Source organism: Streptomyces sp. NPDC020362 (assembly GCF_040642095.1).
GTDB lineage: Bacteria > Actinomycetota > Actinomycetes > Streptomycetales > Streptomycetaceae > Streptomyces.
The window spans coordinates 16,964-32,916 of record NZ_JBFAET010000099.1; the positions used below are offsets into that span (position 1 = coordinate 16,964).

At 69.9% G+C, this 15,953-nt stretch carries 16 protein-coding genes; 11 read left to right on the forward strand and 5 right to left on the reverse strand.

What is annotated here, in order from left to right:
- Positions 1-31: 31 nt before the first annotated feature.
- The gene (tkt, locus tag AB0H32_RS28910; RefSeq protein ID WP_361126112.1) at positions 32-2,134 is read right to left on the reverse strand and encodes a transketolase; all 2,103 of its coding nucleotides are present in this window, start codon (positions 2,132-2,134) and stop codon (positions 32-34) included.
- A gap of 379 nt (positions 2,135-2,513) precedes the next feature.
- Here tkt and AB0H32_RS28915 point away from each other — a divergent pair, with 379 nt between their 5' ends.
- The 3 genes from AB0H32_RS28915 to AB0H32_RS28925 all read left to right on the forward strand — a co-directional run bounded on the left by AB0H32_RS28915 (position 2,514) and on the right by AB0H32_RS28925 (position 5,060).
- Positions 2,514-3,470 carry a heme o synthase gene (locus AB0H32_RS28915; protein WP_361126153.1) on the forward strand — a complete coding sequence of 319 codons (957 nt, stop codon included), beginning with the start codon at positions 2,514-2,516 and terminating at the stop codon, positions 3,468-3,470.
- A 58-nt stretch (positions 3,471-3,528) separates the two neighbouring features.
- On the forward strand, positions 3,529-3,849 hold the full coding sequence (locus AB0H32_RS28920) for a hypothetical protein (RefSeq protein WP_361126115.1): 321 nt from the start codon (positions 3,529-3,531) through the stop codon (positions 3,847-3,849).
- A gap of 104 nt (positions 3,850-3,953) precedes the next feature.
- Positions 3,954-5,060, forward strand: coding sequence for an amidohydrolase family protein (locus tag AB0H32_RS28925; RefSeq protein WP_361126118.1), 1,107 nt, complete (start codon positions 3,954-3,956; stop codon positions 5,058-5,060).
- 211 nt (positions 5,061-5,271) lie between these two features.
- Here AB0H32_RS28925 and AB0H32_RS28930 read toward each other — a convergent pair whose 3' ends face one another.
- From AB0H32_RS28930 to AB0H32_RS28945, 4 genes are all read right to left on the reverse strand, one after another.
- Complete coding sequence (locus tag AB0H32_RS28930; protein WP_361126121.1) at positions 5,272-6,282, reverse strand: COX15/CtaA family protein; 1,011 nt, start codon at positions 6,280-6,282, stop codon at positions 5,272-5,274.
- A gap of 235 nt (positions 6,283-6,517) precedes the next feature.
- Complete coding sequence (locus AB0H32_RS28935; RefSeq protein WP_361126156.1) at positions 6,518-7,234, reverse strand: ABC transporter permease; 717 nt, start codon at positions 7,232-7,234, stop codon at positions 6,518-6,520.
- Between the two features lie 53 nt (positions 7,235-7,287).
- On the reverse strand, positions 7,288-8,211 hold the full coding sequence (locus AB0H32_RS28940; RefSeq protein ID WP_361126124.1) for an ABC transporter ATP-binding protein: 924 nt from the start codon (positions 8,209-8,211) through the stop codon (positions 7,288-7,290).
- A 31-nt stretch (positions 8,212-8,242) separates the two neighbouring features.
- Entirely contained in the window at positions 8,243-9,094 is an 852-nt protein-coding gene (locus AB0H32_RS28945; RefSeq protein ID WP_361126127.1) for an AAC(3) family N-acetyltransferase, read from the reverse strand.
- 184 nt (positions 9,095-9,278) lie between these two features.
- Between AB0H32_RS28945 and AB0H32_RS28950 the strand changes: the two genes are divergently transcribed.
- The 8 genes from AB0H32_RS28950 to AB0H32_RS28985 all read left to right on the forward strand — a co-directional run bounded on the left by AB0H32_RS28950 (position 9,279) and on the right by AB0H32_RS28985 (position 15,861).
- On the forward strand, positions 9,279-10,031 hold the full coding sequence (locus tag AB0H32_RS28950; RefSeq protein WP_361126130.1) for a metalloregulator ArsR/SmtB family transcription factor: 753 nt from the start codon (positions 9,279-9,281) through the stop codon (positions 10,029-10,031).
- Positions 10,028-11,449 carry a Fe-S cluster assembly protein SufB gene (sufB, locus tag AB0H32_RS28955; RefSeq protein ID WP_361126133.1) on the forward strand — a complete coding sequence of 474 codons (1,422 nt, stop codon included), beginning with the start codon at positions 10,028-10,030 and terminating at the stop codon, positions 11,447-11,449. Before AB0H32_RS28950 ends, sufB begins: the two co-directional genes overlap by 4 nt.
- Positions 11,450-11,510: 61 nt before the next feature.
- Entirely contained in the window at positions 11,511-12,695 is a 1,185-nt protein-coding gene (sufD, locus tag AB0H32_RS28960) for a Fe-S cluster assembly protein SufD (RefSeq protein WP_361126136.1), read from the forward strand.
- Positions 12,692-13,021 carry a non-heme iron oxygenase ferredoxin subunit gene (locus AB0H32_RS28965; RefSeq protein ID WP_066992152.1) on the forward strand — a complete coding sequence of 110 codons (330 nt, stop codon included), beginning with the start codon at positions 12,692-12,694 and terminating at the stop codon, positions 13,019-13,021. Before sufD ends, AB0H32_RS28965 begins: the two co-directional genes overlap by 4 nt.
- Positions 13,022-13,028: 7 nt before the next feature.
- The gene (sufC, locus tag AB0H32_RS28970) at positions 13,029-13,793 is read left to right on the forward strand and encodes a Fe-S cluster assembly ATPase SufC (RefSeq protein ID WP_361126139.1); all 765 of its coding nucleotides are present in this window, start codon (positions 13,029-13,031) and stop codon (positions 13,791-13,793) included.
- Positions 13,790-15,046, forward strand: a complete 1,257-nt coding sequence (locus tag AB0H32_RS28975; RefSeq protein WP_361126142.1) for a cysteine desulfurase — start codon at positions 13,790-13,792, stop codon at positions 15,044-15,046. Before sufC ends, AB0H32_RS28975 begins: the two co-directional genes overlap by 4 nt.
- Positions 15,047-15,064: 18 nt before the next feature.
- Positions 15,065-15,532 (forward strand): Fe-S cluster assembly sulfur transfer protein SufU, encoded by a 468-nt coding sequence (sufU, locus tag AB0H32_RS28980; RefSeq protein WP_361126145.1) that lies wholly within the window; start codon positions 15,065-15,067, stop codon positions 15,530-15,532.
- Positions 15,529-15,861: a metal-sulfur cluster assembly factor gene (locus AB0H32_RS28985; protein ID WP_361126148.1), complete on the forward strand. Its 333-nt coding sequence runs from the start codon at positions 15,529-15,531 to the stop codon at positions 15,859-15,861. Before sufU ends, AB0H32_RS28985 begins: the two co-directional genes overlap by 4 nt.
- Positions 15,862-15,953 lie beyond the last annotated feature (92 nt).

Genomic DNA, 15,953 nt, shown 5'->3' on the forward strand with positions numbered 1-15,953 from the left:
AATTACATCTCCTACGTGTCGTATATGAGCGTCAGCGCTGGGTGGCGGCGAGGGATTCCCGGGCCTTGGCGGCCACGTTCTCGGCAGTGAAGCCGAACTCCCGGAAGAGCACCTTGCCGTCGGCGGAAGCACCGAAGTGCTCCAGGGAAACGATGCGGCCGGCGTCCCCGACGTACTTGTGCCAGGTCAGGCCGATGCCCGCCTCCACCGCGACCCGCGCCTTCACGTGCGGCGGCAGGACGCCGTCCCGGTACCCCTGCTCCTGCTCCTCGAACCACTCGACGGACGGCATCGACACGACCCGTGTCGGCACCCCGTCGGCCTGCAGCTGCTCGCGCGCCTCGACGGCCACGTGCACCTCGGAACCGGTGGCGATCAGGATGACCTCGGGCGCTGCGCTCTGCCCGTCGGGCCCTTCAGCCTCGAACAGCACGTAGCCGCCCTTGGCCGCGTCGTCGTTGGGCTCGTAGACCGGCACGCCCTGGCGGGTCAGCGCGAGGCCGTGCGGGGCGCCCTTGCCGAACTCCTTGGTGTAGCGCCCCAGGATCTCGCGCCAGGCGATCGCCGTCTCGTTGGCGTCGGCCGGGCGGACGATGTTCAGGCCCGGGATCGCGCGCAGCGAGGCCAGGTGCTCGACCGGCTGGTGGGTGGGGCCGTCCTCGCCGAGGCCGATGGAGTCGTGCGTCCACACGTACGTCACCGGCAGGTGCATGAGAGCCGACAGACGCACCGCGTTGCGCATGTAGTCGGAGAAGACGAGGAAGGTGCCGCCGTAGATACGGGTGTTGCCGTGCAGGGCGATGCCGTTCATCTCCGCGCCCATGGAGTGCTCGCGGATGCCGAAGTGGATCGTCCGGCCGTACGGGTCGGCCTCCGGCAGCGGGTTGTCCGCCGGCAGGAAGGAGCTGTTGTTGTCGATGGTCGTGTTGTTCGACCCGGCGAGGTCGGCGGAGCCGCCCCACAGCTCGGGGACGACCGCGCCGAGCGCCTGCAGCACCTTGCCGGAGGCGGCACGCGTCGCGATGCCCTTGCCCGTCTCGAAGACCGGGATCTTCTCCTCCCAGCCGGTGGGCAGCTGGCCCTTGCTGATGCGGTCGAACTCGGCGGCCCGCTCGGCGTTGTTGTCGCGCCACTCCTGGAAGGTCTTCTCCCACTCGGCCTTGGCCTGGCGGCCGCGGTCGAGGGCCTCACGGGTGTGGCCCAGCACCTCGTCGGAGACCTCGAAGGTCTTCTCCGGGTCGAAGCCGAGGACGCGCTTGGTGGCCGCGACCTCCTCGTCGCCGAGCGCCGAGCCGTGCGCGGCCTCGGTGTTCTGGGCGTTGGGGGCCGGCCAGGCGATGATCGAGCGCATCGCGATGAAGGACGGCCTGTCCGTCACCTGCTTCGCGGCCTCGATCGCGTTGTAGATGGCGTGCGGGTCGAGGTCGCCGTCCGGCTTCGGGGCGATCCGCTGCACGTGCCAGCCGTAGGCCTCGTACCGCTTGGCGGTCTCCTCGGAGACGGCGGTCTCGGTGTCGCCCTCGATCGAGATGTGGTTGTCGTCCCACAGCAGGACCAGGTTGCCGAGCTTCTGGTGACCGGCCAGCGAGGAGGCCTCGGCGGAGATGCCCTCCTGGAGGCAGCCGTCACCGGCGATGCAGTAGACGAAGTGGTCGAAGGGGGACTCGCCCTGCGCGGCGTCCGGGTCGAACAGACCGCGCTCGTAGCGGGCGGCCATGGCCATGCCCACCGCGTTGGCGACACCCTGTCCGAGCGGGCCGGTCGTCGTCTCGACGCCCTTGGTGTGCCCGTACTCCGGGTGGCCGGGGGTCTTCGAGCCCCACGTCCGGAAGGCCTTCAGATCGTCCAGCTCCAGGCCGAAACCGGCCAGGAAGAGCTGCGTGTAGAGGGTCAGGGACGAGTGGCCTGCGGACAGCACGAAGCGGTCGCGCCCGACCCACTCCGGGTCGGCCGGGTCGTGCCGCATCACCTTCTGGAAGAGGGTGTAGGCGGCCGGTGCCAGGCTCATCGCCGTACCGGGATGGCCGTTGCCGACCTTCTGTACGGCGTCGGCGGCCAGGACGCGGGCGGTGTCCACGGCCCGCTGGTCCAGCTCGGTCCACTCAAGGTCTGTGGTGGTCGGCTTGGTGCTCACCCTGGGTCAGGGCTCCTCTCCACATGTCGGTCGCCGGTCGTCGGGGCATGCGCCCACCCCCCGGCCGCCGGTGTGCTTCTGCTCACCGGCCGTGTTGAGCCTACCCCCGTGAGGACGTGCATTTTTTCGAGTGATTCCAGACTGCCGGGACTCCGTGCGATCCGCCTCCCGACTGGCCAAGAACGCATTCGGCACATGAATACGGAGCCGCTCATCTGACCGCTCAATCGAGCCCTGGGACCCCTCGAATGGGACGCCCGCCAACACGACCCCACCCCCGCGAAGGCCGGGGTATGGGCAACGTCTAAAGTGGCGTGGTACGCGCGAGCCTTTACCGGTACTTCACACGGGGAGGCTTGCTGGGATGTCTCTGTCAGGGGTGTGCGTGACGGCCGTCGAATCCCGTCCAGCGGGCTCGCTCGGTACTGCGGGCCAGGGCCCGGTTCACCGGCCGTTCGGGGCCCGTGTCAAGGCGTTCGTGGCGCTGACCAAGCCGCGGATCATCGAGCTGCTGCTCATCACCACCGTTCCGGTGATGTTCCTGGCGCAGCAGGGTGTGCCCGACCTGAAGCTGGTCCTGCTGACCTGCATCGGCGGCTATCTCTCCGCGGGCGGCGCCAACGCGCTGAACATGTACATCGACCGGGACATCGACGCCCTGATGGACCGCACCTCGCAGCGGCCGCTGGTGACCGGCATGGTCAGCCCGCCCGAGTGCCTGGTCTTCGGCATCACCCTGGCGGTCGTCTCCACGCTGCTGTTCGGGCTCACCGTCAACTGGCTGTCGGCCTGGCTGTCCCTCGGAGCGCTCCTTTTCTACGTCGTCGTCTACACGATGATCCTCAAGCGGCGTACCTCCCAGAACATCGTGTGGGGCGGCATCGCCGGCTGCCTGCCGGTGCTGATCGGCTGGTCCTCCGTCACGAACTCCATGTCGTGGGCGCCGGTCATCCTCTTCCTCGTCATGTTCTTCTGGACGCCGCCGCACTACTGGCCGCTGTCCATGAAGGTCAAGGACGACTACGCGCGCGTGGGTGTGCCGATGCTCCCGGTGATCGCCTCCAACAAGGTGGTCGCCCGGCAGATCGTCATCTACAGCTGGGTGATGGTCGCCGTCTCCCTGCTGCTGACCCCGCTCGGCTACACCGGCTGGTTCTACACGGTGGTCGCCCTCGCAGCCGGCGGCTTCTGGCTCTGGGAGGCGCACGGCCTGCAGAACCGGGCGAAGGCCGAGGTGACCGGCGTGAAGCTGAAGGAGATGCGGCTGTTCCACTGGTCCATCACCTATGTGTCGATCCTCTTCGTCGCCGTCGCGGTGGACCCCTTCCTGCGCTGACGCACGTCACAGGGCCCAGCCCTCGCCAGCTGATCTACTCGTGAGTAGCATCCAGGTCATGGCAGACACGCAGCAGGTTGACCCGAAGGCCGAGCGCAAGGTGGCCCGGCTCGCCCACCAGATCAGCGCCTTCGCGAAGGCGCACGGCGGTGCCGAGGGTCAGGTGGCCCACATCGGCGAACGCGGTGCCCGCATCGTCCTGGTCGGCGAGGACGGCGGCTGGGGCGACCTGGTGGCCCCCAGCACCGAGATCGCCCGGCAGGCGGTGGAGAAGTCCGGCATCACCGCCCACGAGTCCTTCGACGGCGAGTTCGCGGCGAAGGTGAAGACGGGCCCGTACGAGTGGAAGCGCATGGCCGGTCTGCAGCTCGGCGGCTGAACAGCCCGCCCAGGAGGCGCGGCGCCCGTATCGGCGCGCGAACCGCGACCTCGCACCCGTTCACCCGTTAGGACGTGTAAAACCACGACCCACGGGGAGCCGGAATGATCGAAACGCCGTCCCTGGTGGACCAGTACTGCCACGGCGTCCTGCGCACCGAGCTGGGCCTCGGCACCTTCGAGGCCCAGCTGGCCCGCACCGAGGGCCCGCCCGCCGCCGGCACCACCCTGTTCGACACCCAGACCGGTTTCGCCGTGCGGCGCTGGTGCCCCCCACTGCTCGGCCTGGAACCGCACTGCCTGCCCGCCCGCTATCTGGCCAGACGCCGTGAACTGGGCGTCCTGGAAGCGGGCCGCAGACTGCTGCGCGGCAGCGGTATCACGACATATCTGGTCGACACGGGCCTGCCCGGCGACCTCACCGGCCCCACCGAGATGGCCTCGGCCGGCGCTGCCCAGGCCCATGAGATCGTCCGCCTCGAACTGCTCGCGGAGCAGGTCGCCGACACCTCCGGCACCGTGGAGTCCTTCCTCGCCAACCTCGCCGAATCGGTGCACGGCGCCGCCGCGGAGGCCGTCGCCTTCACCTCCGTCGCGGGCCTCAGACACGGCCTGGCCGTCGCACCCGAACCGCCCGGGCCGGGCGAGGTGCGGGGTGCTGCGGCCCGCTGGCTGGCCGGGCGGCGGGTCGGCGGCGAGCTGAGCGACCCGGTGCTGCTGCGGCACCTGCTGTGGATCGCGGTCGCCTCGGGACTGCCGCTCCAGCTGCACGCCGGGCTGGGGGAGCCGCGCTCGCGCATCGAACGTGCGGACCCGGTGCTGCTCACCGACTTCGTCCGCGCCACCGCGGGCCTGGGCACCGACCTGATCCTGCTGCACGGCTACCCGTACCACCGCCACGCGGCCCACCTGGCCGGTGTCTTCCCGCACGTGTACGCCGACTCGGGCGCCGCCCTCGTCCGTGCCGGCGCCCGCGCGGCCACCGTCCTCGCCGAGATCCTGGAGCTGGCCCCCTTCGGCAAGATCCTCTTCTCCAGCGGCGCCCACGGCCTGCCCGAGCTGCACGTCGTCGGCGCCTGCCTGTTCCGCGAAGCCCTGGCCCGGGTGCTGGGCACCTGGGTCGCCGAGGGCGCCTGGAGCCTCGGGGACGCGCAGCGGGTGGCCCGGATGGTCGCGGCGGACACCGCGCGGCGGGTGTACGGGCTGGGCTGAGGGCTGTACCGCGGGGCGCGCGCCGCACCGTCGCACGGCGGCGCCACCGGGAGCCGGTCACGGCGGACGCCGACCGGCTCGACCGCCGTGCCGAGCCGACCCGGGCCTACCTGAGCCCGGCGATCGACGCGCCGCTGCCCACGTACGGGTGATTCAGGCGCGCGTGCCCACGCACGGGTGACTCATGCGCGCGTGCCCACGTACGGGTGATTCAGGAGCGGGTGCCCACCGTCACCTCGGCCGAGGGGCCCGGCAGGTCGAGGGCGGACTGCGGGCGTTCCCGCAGCGACAGCAGGACGCGCAGCACGCCGATCCACACCAGGCACGAGCCGAACATGTGGAGGCCGACGAGGGCCTCGGGCAGGTGCGTGAAGTACTGGACGTAGCCGATGACGCCCTGTCCGAGCAGGATCAGGAACAGATCGCGGGTGCGGTCGAGGGGACCCCTGGGGGCGTCGACGGCCTTGAGGACGAACCACAGGGCGAAGGTGAGCGTCACCACGATCCAGGCGAGCACCGCGTGCAGCTTGCTGACCGTCTCCCAGTCGATCGGGATCCGGTCGACCTCCTTGGAGTCACCCGCGTGCGGCCCGGCCCCGGTCACCACCGTGCCCGCCGCGATCAGCAGCACGGACGCGGCCACCAGGAACCACACCAGCTGCTGCACGGCCTTGCCGACCAGCGGTCGTGGCGCCTCGTCGCCCTCGCGGGTGCGCTGCCACATCACCGTGGCGACGGCGATGAGCGCCGAGGAGAGCAGGAAGTGCGCGGCGACCGTGTACGGGTTCAGGCCCACCAGGACCACGATGCCGCCGAGCACCGCATTGCCCATGACCACCCAGAACTGGGCCCAGCCCAGCCGGGTCAGGCTGCGCCGCCACGGCTTCTCGGAGCGGGCGGCGATGATCGCCCAGCCGACGGCCGCGCACAGCACGTACGTCAGCATGCGGTTGCCGAACTCGATGGCGCCGTGGAAGCCCATGGCGCTGGTGGTGGTCAGCGAGTCGTCGGTGCAGGTGGGCCAGGTCGGGCAGCCCAGGCCCGAGCCGGTCAGGCGGACGGCACCGCCGGTGACCACGATGACCACCGACATGACGAGCGCGGCGAGCGCGGCCCGGCGGACCGTCCGGGGGTCCGGGGTCCAGCGGTCGGCGATGAGGGCGAGCGGGTTGCGCAGGGCCGCTACGGCGTCGGCGCGGGTCAGCTTTGGCACGCGCACCATCGTAGGCCCGTCGCTTGTGCACGCTTTCACGAGGGTCCCGTCTCGTCGTGTCCGCGCGCCCGCGCCCGCTCCGGCGCTCCGTGTCGGCTCGGGGCGCCCCGAGCCTGCTCCCCGCGCTCCGCTCCGGCTTCGGGCGTTGCGCGGTCTGCTCCCCGAGCTCCGTGCAGGCTTCGGGGGTTCCGCGGTCTGCTCCCGAGCTCCGCACCGGAGTCCGGCGCGGCCCGCTCGCCGCGCCCTACTCCCAGCGGAAGAACTTCCCGGCCGCGGCCAGCCCCACGACCGCCCATCCGGCGAGGATGCCCAGGTCGCCCCAGGGCACCCCGGCGCCGTGCTGGAGCACGTCCCGCAGGCCGTCCGAGAGCGCGGAGATCGGCAGCAGCCCGAGGACGTGCTGTCCGGCCGAGCCGAACTTCTCCAGCGGCACGATCACTCCGCCGCCCACGAGCAGCAGCAGGAAGACCAGGTTTGCGGCGGCCAGGGTCGCCTCCGCCTTCAGGGTGCCGGCCATCAGCAGGCCGAGTCCGGAGAAGGCGGCCGTGCCGAGGATCAGCAGGAGCAGCACGGAGACCGGGTCGCCGTGCGGGGACCAGCCCAGGGCGAAGGCGATCGCCGTCAGCAGGATCACCTGGAGGACCTCGGTGACCAGCACGGACGCCGTCTTCGCGGTCATCAGGCCCCAGCGGGGAAGCGGAGAGGAGGCGAGCCGCTTCAGCACGCCGTAGCGGCGCTCGAACCCGGTCGCGATGGCCTGCCCGGTGAACGCCGTCGACATCACGGCCAGGGCCAGAATGCCCGGGGCGAGGAAGTCGACCGCCTTGCCCCTGCCGGTGTCGACGATGTCCACGGAGCTGAAGAGCACCAGCAGCAGGGTCGGGATCACGACCGTGAGCAGCAGCTGCTCGCCGTTGCGCAGCAGCATCTTCGTCTCCAGCGCCGCCTGGGCCCCGATCATGCGGGGGAGGGGCGCCGCACCCGGCTTGGGGGCGTACGTACCGGTCGCGGTCGTCACGAGCGCAGCTCCTTGCCGGTCAGCTCGAGGAAAACGTCTTCCAGGGTGTGCCGCTCCACCGAGATCCGGTCCGGCATCACCCCGTGCTGGGCGCACCACGAGGTCACCGTGGCCAGCAGCTGCGGGTCGACCTTGCCGACGACCCGGTAGCTGCCCGGGGTCAGCTCGGCGGCCGTGCAGTCGGCCGGGAGCGCCTTGAGCAGCGAGCCCACGTCGAGGCCGGGGCGGCCGGTGAAGCGCAGTGTGTTCTCCGCGCCGCCCTTGCACAGCACCTCGGGGGAGCCCTGGGCGATGACCCGGCCGCCGTCGATGATCGCCACGTCGTCGGCGAGCTGCTCGGCCTCCTCCATGTGGTGCGTGGTGAGGATCACCGAGACGCCGTCGGCGCGCAGGTCCCTGACCAGGTCCCAGGTGGCCCGGCGGGCCTGCGGGTCGAGACCCGCGGTCGGCTCGTCCAGGAACACCAGCTCGGGACGCCCCACGACGGCCATGGCGAGCGCCAGCCGCTGCTGCTGGCCGCCGGACAGCCGCCGGTAGCCGGTGCGCCCGCAGGAGCCGAGCCCGAGGCGTTCGATCAGTGCGTCCACGTCCAGCGGATGCGCGTGCAGCCTGGCGACGTGCCGCAGCATCTCGTCCGCCCGGGCGGACGAGTACACCCCGCCGGACTGGAGCATCACGCCGATACGGGGACGCAGTTCGGCGGACTGCCGCACCGGGTCGAGGCCCAGGACGCGCACCGTGCCGGAATCCGGCTTCCGGTACCCCTCGCAGGTCTCGACCGTGGTCGTCTTCCCCGCCCCGTTGGGGCCGAGGACGGCGGTCACGCCCGTCTGGGCCGCCAGGTCGAGGCCGTCCACCGCGGTCTTCGTGCCGTACCGCTTCACCAGGGCCTGGACCTGGACCACGGGCTCACTTCGCATGGACCCAGAGTCTAGGGAGACCGCTTGCCGTTCAGTCGTGGGGGTGCCCCTGCTCGACCGGAGCCGGGAGCGGCGGGGAGTGCGGGAATTCCTTCGTACGGGGTCGGTGCACGGCCAGCCACCGCTCGGCGTAGGCCACCGCGTCGGCCACCGGGAACAGCCGTACGTCGGCCGCGCCGACCTTTCCCCGTACGACGGGCCGGGCCCGTTCGAAGTCGTGGCCCAGCTCGTCGAAGCGGTCCGAGGTGATCGACACCTCGGTCACCGTCTCCCAGCCGCCGCCCGGGGCCGGCCGGCCCACCCGCACCAGCGGGGACGGTATGCGGTACTCGGCGAGGTGGAAGCTGGTGCAGGCCTCGTAGCCCGTGCCCAGCAGCAGGACCCGGGCGGCCAGCTTCTCCAGCCGGGCGAGCGGGCTGCGCTCGCCCAGCCGGCAGTCGGGGGCGTGGCTCTCGGTGATCTCGGCGGCACGCGGCCCGAGCGCCGCGAAGGAGGTCTGCGGGTGGGCGCTGCGCCGGGCGCCCGGCCAGGTGCGCACGGTCTCCGGGAGCACGCCGACCCCGCGCGTGGGGGTGGTCGGCGGGTCGTAGCAGGGCATCGTGGCGCGGATCCTGTCCCACCACTCCTCGGGGACCGGAGGGCTGCTCCACACCGCCGGGTCGGACAGGTCCGCGGACTGGGTCGGGACGACGAGCGTGCCGGACGGGCCGAGGGCGTCCAGGAGCCCCTGCACGACGGCGACGGCCCCTCCGTTGACCCAGCCGAGGGAACTGAGCGAGGTGTGTACCAGAAGGGTTTCGCCGGTCTCGACACCCAGCAGGCGCAGCTGTGCGGCGATCGTGTCGCGAGTGACAAGAGGGCCGGTCGGAGGGGGTGTGGGCATGATTCGGGAGTCTTCCCGACGGGCCTGTCCGACGCCACCGAAATAGCCCGGAGACCCGAGCCGAATGATCGATCAGAAGATCATTTCCGCAGGTCAGATTAGGTATGCCTAAGTGATGCAGGGCACCGTCCGATGATCCGGACGCGGCTTGTCAGTCTCCGAGGAATTACGCAACAATGGCGTTGTGAAAAACGTCGGCGAGGCTCGGGAGACCCCGGTGGGTACCCCGCACGAGGAGCTGGCGACCGGAGAGCGCTCGACGCGCAACCGAGTCGCGCGGTCCATCCTGGACCACGGCCCGTCGACCGTCGCCGAGCTGGCCGGCCGGCTGGGCCTGACCCAGGCCGCCGTGCGACGCCACCTGGACGCCCTGGTCGCCGACGACGTGGTGGAGGCGCGCGAGCAGCGCGTGTACGGCGCCCGGACCCGTGGCCGCCCCGCCAAGGTCTTCGCGCTGACGGACTGCGGCCGCGACGCCTTCGACCAGTCCTACGACAAGCTCGCCGTGGACGCCCTGCGCTGGATCGCCGAGCAGGGGGGCGGCGCCGAGGCGGTCGCCGCCTTCGCCCGCGCCCGGATCGCCGCCCAGGCCGGCGCGTACCGCGAGGCGATCGAGGGCGTCGGCCCCGACCAGCGCGCCGAAGCGCTCGCCAGGGCCCTGAGTGTGGACGGGTACGCTGCTACGGCGCGCAGCGCACCGGTCGGCGAACAGCTGTGCCAGCACCACTGCCCGGTCGCCCACGTGGCGGAACAGTTCCCGCAGCTGTGCGAGGCGGAGACGGAGATCTTCGCCGAGCTGCTCGGCACCCACGTCCAGCGACTTGCGACCATCGCCCACGGCGACGGCGTGTGCACGACGTTCATCCCCAAGATTTCGAAGACCGATCACCAGAGCCACCAAGCATCTGCAAGCACGGCCGGGAGGAACCCCGCATGACTCTCCCCACGGAGACTGCTCACCCCGAACTCGAGGGTCTGGGCAAGTACGAATACGGTTGGGCCGACTCCGACGAGGCCGGCGCCTCTGCGAAGCGTGGTCTGAACGAGGACGTGGTCCGGGACATCTCGGCGAAGAAGTCCGAGCCGGAGTGGATGACCAAGCTTCGTCTCAAGGGCCTGCGCCTCTTCGAGAAGAAGCCCATGCCGAACTGGGGCTCGGATCTGTCGGGCATCGACTTCGACAACATCAAGTACTTCGTGCGCTCCACGGAGAAGCAGGCGGAGTCCTGGGAGGACCTGCCCGAGGACATCAAGAACACCTACGACAAGCTGGGCATCCCGGAGGCCGAGAAGCAGCGCCTCGTCGCCGGTGTCGCCGCCCAGTACGAGTCGGAGGTCGTCTACCACCAGATCCGTGAGGACCTGGAGGAGCAGGGCGTCATCTTCCTCGACACCGACACCGCTCTGAAGGAGCACCCGGAGCTCTTCAAGGAGTACTTCGGCACGGTCATCCCGGTCGGTGACAACAAGTTCGCCTCCCTGAACACCGCCGTGTGGTCCGGCGGCTCCTTCATCTACGTCCCGCCGGGCGTGCACGTGGAGATCCCGCTCCAGGCCTACTTCCGCATCAACACGGAGAACATGGGCCAGTTCGAGCGGACCCTGATCATCGTCGACGAGGGTGCCTACGTGCACTACGTCGAGGGCTGCACGGCGCCGATCTACAAGTCGGACTCGCTGCACAGCGCCGTGGTCGAGATCATCGTCAAGAAGAACGCCCGCTGCCGCTACACGACCATCCAGAACTGGTCGAACAACGTCTACAACCTGGTCACCAAGCGCGCCGTGGCCTACGAGGGCGCGACCATGGAGTGGATCGACGGCAACATCGGCTCCAAGGTGACGATGAAGTACCCGGCCGTCTACCTGATGGGCGAGCACGCCAAGGGCGAGACCCTCTCCATCGCCTTCGCGGGCGAGGGCCAGCACCAGGACGCCGGCTCCAAGATGGTCCACATGGCGCCGAACACCTCGTCCAACATCGTCTCCAAGTCGGTGGCGCGCGGCGGCGGCCGCACCTCGTACCGCGGCCTGGTCGAGATCGGCGAGGGCGCCCACGGCTCGAAGTCGAACGTGCTGTGCGACGCGCTGCTCGTCGACACCATCTCCCGCTCCGACACGTACCCGTACGTCGATGTCCGCGAGGACGACGTGTCCATGGGCCACGAGGCGACCGTCTCCAAGGTCTCCGAGGACCAGCTCTTCTACCTGATGAGCCGCGGTCTGACCGAGTTCGAGGCGATGGCGATGATCGTGCGCGGCTTCGTCGAGCCGATCGCCAAGGAGCTGCCGATGGAGTACGCCCTTGAGCTCAACCGGCTGATCGAGCTGCAGATGGAGGGCTCGGTCGGCTGACCGTACCCCCGACAGGCAGCACGCAGATTTCTTGACGCAGGAAGAGAGCACAACGACAGCCATGGCTGAGGCTCAGAACATCCCCGTGGGCTCCACCACCGCGGGCCAGATCGCGGTGGCCGCCGAGTCGACCGTCGCCACGCGCATGAGCGCGCCCCCGTCCTTCGACGTGGCGGACTTCCCGGTCCCGCACGGCCGCGAGGAGGAGTGGCGGTTCACCCCGCTGGAGCGGCTGCGCGGTCTGCACGACGGCACCGCCGTCGCGAACGGCGCCGGCGTGAAGGTCGCCGTCGAGGCCCCCGAGGGCGTCACCGTGGAGAGCGTCGGCCGCGACGACGCGCGGCTCGGCAGGGCGGGCACCCCGGTGGATCGCGTCGCCGCCCAGGCGTACTCCGCCTTCGAGCAGGCCGGCGTCGTCACCGTGCCCAAGGAGACGGTGCTCACCGAGCCGATCCGCATCGCCGTGCACGGCGAGGGCGGCGTCGCCTACGGCCACCAGGTGATCGAGCTGGGCGCCTTCGCCGAGGCCGTCGTCGTCATCGACCACACCGGCGACGCGGTGCTCGCCGCCAACGTCGACTACATCCTGGGCGACGGCGCCAAGCTGACCGTCGTCTCCGTCCAGGACTGGGACGACAAGGCCGTGCACGTCGGCCAGCACAACGCGCTGATCGGCCGGGACGCCACCTTCAAGTCGTTCGTGGTCACCTTCGGCGGCGACCTCGTCCGTCTGCACCCGCGGGTCTCCTACGCCGGCACCGGCGGCGAGGCCGAGCTGTTCGGCCTGTACTTCACCGACGCGGCCCAGCACCAGGAGCACCGCCTCCTGGTCACCCACAACACCCCGCACTGCAAGTCGAACGTCGTCTACAAGGGCGCGCTCCAGGGCGACGACGCGCACGCCGTGTGGATCGGTGACGTGCTGATCGAGGCCAGCGCCGAGGGCACGGACACCTACGAGATGAACCGCAACCTCGTGCTGACCGACGGCGCGCGGGTCGACTCGGTGCCGAACCTGGAGATCGAGACCGGTGAGATCGTCGGCGCCGGCCACGCCTCCGCGACCGGCCGCTTCGACGACGAGCAGCTCTTCTACCTGATGGCCCGCGGCATCCCGGAGCACGAGGCCCGCCGCCTCGTGGTCCGTGGCTTCTTCGCCGGGCTGGTCCAGCAGATCGGCGTCGCGGACATCGAGGAGCGCCTCATCGCCAAGATCGAACAGGAGCTGGAGGCGTCGGTCGCATGACTGCCTCGTCGACGTTCCTGCGCGCCTGTGGGCTGAGCGAGCTGGAGGAGGACACCCCGAAGCGGGTGGAACTCGACGGCACGCCGGTCTCGGTCGTGAAGACCGAGGGGGAGGTGTTCGCGATCCACGACATCTGCTCGCACGCGAACGTCTCGCTCTCCGAGGGCGAGGTGGAGGACTGCCAGATCGAGTGCTGGCTGCACGGCTCCGCCTTCGACCTGCGCACCGGCAAGCCGTCCGGCCTCCCCGCGACGCGCCCCGTCCCCGTATACCCCGTAAAGATCGAAGGGGACGACGTTCTCGTCTCCCTCACCCAGGAGTCCTGAGGCACCCATGGCAACGCTTGAAATCCGAGACCTGCACGTCACCGTCGAGGCCGACAACGCCACGAAGGAGATCCTCAAGGGCGTCGACCTCACCGTGAAGCAGGGCGAGACGCACGCCATCATGGGCCCCAACGGCTCCGGCAAGTCGACCCTCGCCTACTCGCTCGCGGGTCACCCGAAGTACACGATCACCAGCGGCTCCGTGCTGCTCGACGGCGAGGACGTCCTGGAGATGTCCGTCGACGAGCGTGCCCGCGCGGGCCTCTTCCTCGCGATGCAGTACCCGGTCGAGGTCCCCGGCGTCTCGGTCTCCAACTTCCTGCGCACCTCCGCCACCGCGGTCCGCGGCGAAGCCCCCAAGCTGCGCACCTGGGTGAAGGAGGTCAAGGGGGCCATGGAGCAACTCAACATGGACCCCTCCTTCGCCGAGCGCAACGTCAACGAGGGCTTCTCCGGCGGTGAGAAGAAGCGCCACGAGATCCTCCAGCTCGAGCTGCTCAAGCCGAAGGTCGCGATCCTCGACGAGACGGACTCCGGTCTGGACGTCGACGCCCTGCGCATCGTCTCCGAGGGCGTCAACCGCGTCCGCGAGACCGGCGAGGTCGGAACCCTGCTGATCACGCACTACACGCGCATCCTGCGCTACATCAAGCCCGACTACGTCCACGTCTTCTCCGGCGGCCGCATCGTCGAGTCCGGCGGCGCCGAGCTCGCCGACAAGCTGGAGGACGAGGGCTACGAGGCCTACACGAAGGGTGGCGCATCCGCGTGACACAGCTGCCGGGCCTCCTCGACACCGAGGCGCTCCGCAAGGACTTCCCGATCCTGGACCGCGTGCTCCACGACGGCAAGAAGCTCGTGTACCTGGACAACGCGGCGACCTCGCAGACGCCGCGCCAGGTGCTCGACGTGCTCTCCGAGTACTACGAGCAGCACAACGCCAACGTCCACCGCGGCGTGCACGTCCTCGCCGAGGAGGCCACGGCGCTGTACGAGGGCGCGCGTGACAAGGTGGCGGAGTTCATCAACGCGCCGAGCCGCGACGAGGTGATCTTCACCAAGAACGCCTCCGAGTCGCTCAACCTCGTGGCGAACATGCTGGGCTGGGCCGACGAGCCCTACCGGGTGGACCACGAGACCGAGATCGTCATCACGGAGATGGAGCACCACTCCAACATCGTGCCGTGGCAGCTGCTCTCGCAGCGCACGGGCGCGAAGCTGAAGTGGTTCGGCCTCACCGACGACGGCCGCCTGGACCTGTCCAACATCGACGAGGTCATCACCGAGAAGACGAAGATCGTCTCCTTCGTGCTGGTGTCGAACATCCTGGGCACGGTCAACCCGGTCGAGACGATAGTGCGCCGCGCCCAGGAGGTCGGTGCCCTGGTCTGCATCGACGCCTCCCAGGCAGCCCCCCACATGCCGCTGGACGTGCAGGCCCTGCAGGCCGACTTCGTGGCCTTCACCGGCCACAAGATGTGCGGCCCGACCGGCATCGGCGTCCTCTGGGGCCGCCAGGAGCTGCTGGAGGATCTGCCTCCGTTCCTCGGCGGCGGCGAGATGATCGAGACCGTGTCGATGCACTCGTCGACGTACGCCCCGGCGCCTCACAAGTTCGAGGCGGGCACGCCCCCGATCTCCCAGGCGGTCGGCCTCGGCGCGGCGATCGACTACCTCAACTCGATCGGCATGGACAAGATCCTCGCCCACGAGCACGCGCTCACCGAGTACGCGGTGAAGAGGCTCGCCGAGGTCCCGGACCTGAAGATCATCGGCCCGGCCACGGCCGAGGACCGGGGCGCGGCGATCTCCTTCACGCTCGGCGACATCCACCCGCACGACGTGGGCCAGGTCCTCGACGAGCAGGGCATCGCGGTGCGCGTCGGCCACCACTGCGCGCGGCCCGTCTGCCTGCGCTACGGAATTCCTGCGACCACGCGAGCGTCGTTCTATCTGTACTCCACGCCGGGCGAGATCGACGCTCTGGTCGACGGCCTGGAGCACGTACGGAACTTCTTCGGCTGAGAGGCGTGAGCTGAGACCGTGAAGCTGGATTCGATGTACCAGGAAGTCATCCTGGACCACTACAAGAACCCGCACGGGCGTGGTCTGAGGGATGGCGACGCCGAGGTGCACCACGTGAACCCGACGTGCGGCGACGAGATCACCCTTCGCGTGAAGTACGACGGAGCGACGATCGAGGACGTCTCGTACGAGGGCCAGGGCTGCTCCATCAGCCAGGCCTCGGCGTCCGTTCTGAACGAACTCCTCGTCGGCAAGGAACTGTCCGAGGCGCAGAAGATCCAGGAGACCTTCCTGGAGCTGATGCAGTCCAAGGGCCGGATCGAGCCGGACGACGCGATGGAGGAGGTGCTGGAGGACGCGGTCGCGTTCGCCGGTGTCTCCAAGTACCCCGCCCGGGTCAAGTGCGCCCTCCTGAGCTGGATGGCGTGGAAGGACGCAACGGCCCAGGCGCTGGGTGGCGTCGGCGCCGAAAGGAAGACGGCATGAGCGAGACCGCTGAGATGAAGCCGGCCTCGGAGGAAGAACTCCGCGAGGCGCTGTACGACGTCGTCGACCCCGAGCTGGGCATCGACGTCGTCAACCTCGGACTGATCTACGGCATCCACATCGACGACGCGAACATCGCGACGATCGACATGACCCTGACCTCGGCGGCCTGCCCGCTGACGGACGTCATCGAGGACCAGGCCAAGTCCGCCACGGACGGCCTCGTGAGCGAACTGCGCATCAACTGGGTCTGGATGCCCCCGTGGGGACCGGACAAGATCACGGACGACGGCCGTGAGCAGCTGAGGGCGCTCGGGTTCAACGTCTGAGACATCCGCGTGCGTGAAGCGGGGGGGCGGGTGGGGGGGGGGCCGGGGGGGGGGGTTTTTGGGTGGCGGCCCGCCGCAGGAAAGCCCCGTGC

Excerpts from the sequence above, each read along its gene's own strand:
- AB0H32_RS28920 (WP_361126115.1), top strand. The coding sequence starts at position 3,529 with ATGGCAGACACGCAGCAGGTTGACCCGAAGGCCGAGCGCAAGGTGGCC.
- AB0H32_RS28925 (WP_361126118.1), top strand. The coding sequence starts at position 3,954 with ATGATCGAAACGCCGTCCCTGGTGGACCAGTACTGCCACGGCGTCCTG.
- AB0H32_RS28930 (WP_361126121.1), bottom strand. The coding sequence starts at position 6,282 with ATGGTGCGCGTGCCAAAGCTGACCCGCGCCGACGCCGTAGCGGCCCTG.
- AB0H32_RS28935 (WP_361126156.1), bottom strand. The coding sequence starts at position 7,234 with ATGATCGGGGCCCAGGCGGCGCTGGAGACGAAGATGCTGCTGCGCAAC.
- AB0H32_RS28940 (WP_361126124.1), bottom strand. The coding sequence starts at position 8,211 with ATGCGAAGTGAGCCCGTGGTCCAGGTCCAGGCCCTGGTGAAGCGGTAC.
- AB0H32_RS28945 (WP_361126127.1), bottom strand. The coding sequence starts at position 9,094 with ATGCCCACACCCCCTCCGACCGGCCCTCTTGTCACTCGCGACACGATC.
- sufB (WP_361126133.1), top strand. The coding sequence starts at position 10,028 with ATGACTCTCCCCACGGAGACTGCTCACCCCGAACTCGAGGGTCTGGGC.
- sufD (WP_361126136.1), top strand. The coding sequence starts at position 11,511 with ATGGCTGAGGCTCAGAACATCCCCGTGGGCTCCACCACCGCGGGCCAG.
- AB0H32_RS28965 (WP_066992152.1), top strand. The coding sequence starts at position 12,692 with ATGACTGCCTCGTCGACGTTCCTGCGCGCCTGTGGGCTGAGCGAGCTG.
- sufC (WP_361126139.1), top strand. The coding sequence starts at position 13,029 with ATGGCAACGCTTGAAATCCGAGACCTGCACGTCACCGTCGAGGCCGAC.
- AB0H32_RS28985 (WP_361126148.1), top strand. The coding sequence starts at position 15,529 with ATGAGCGAGACCGCTGAGATGAAGCCGGCCTCGGAGGAAGAACTCCGC.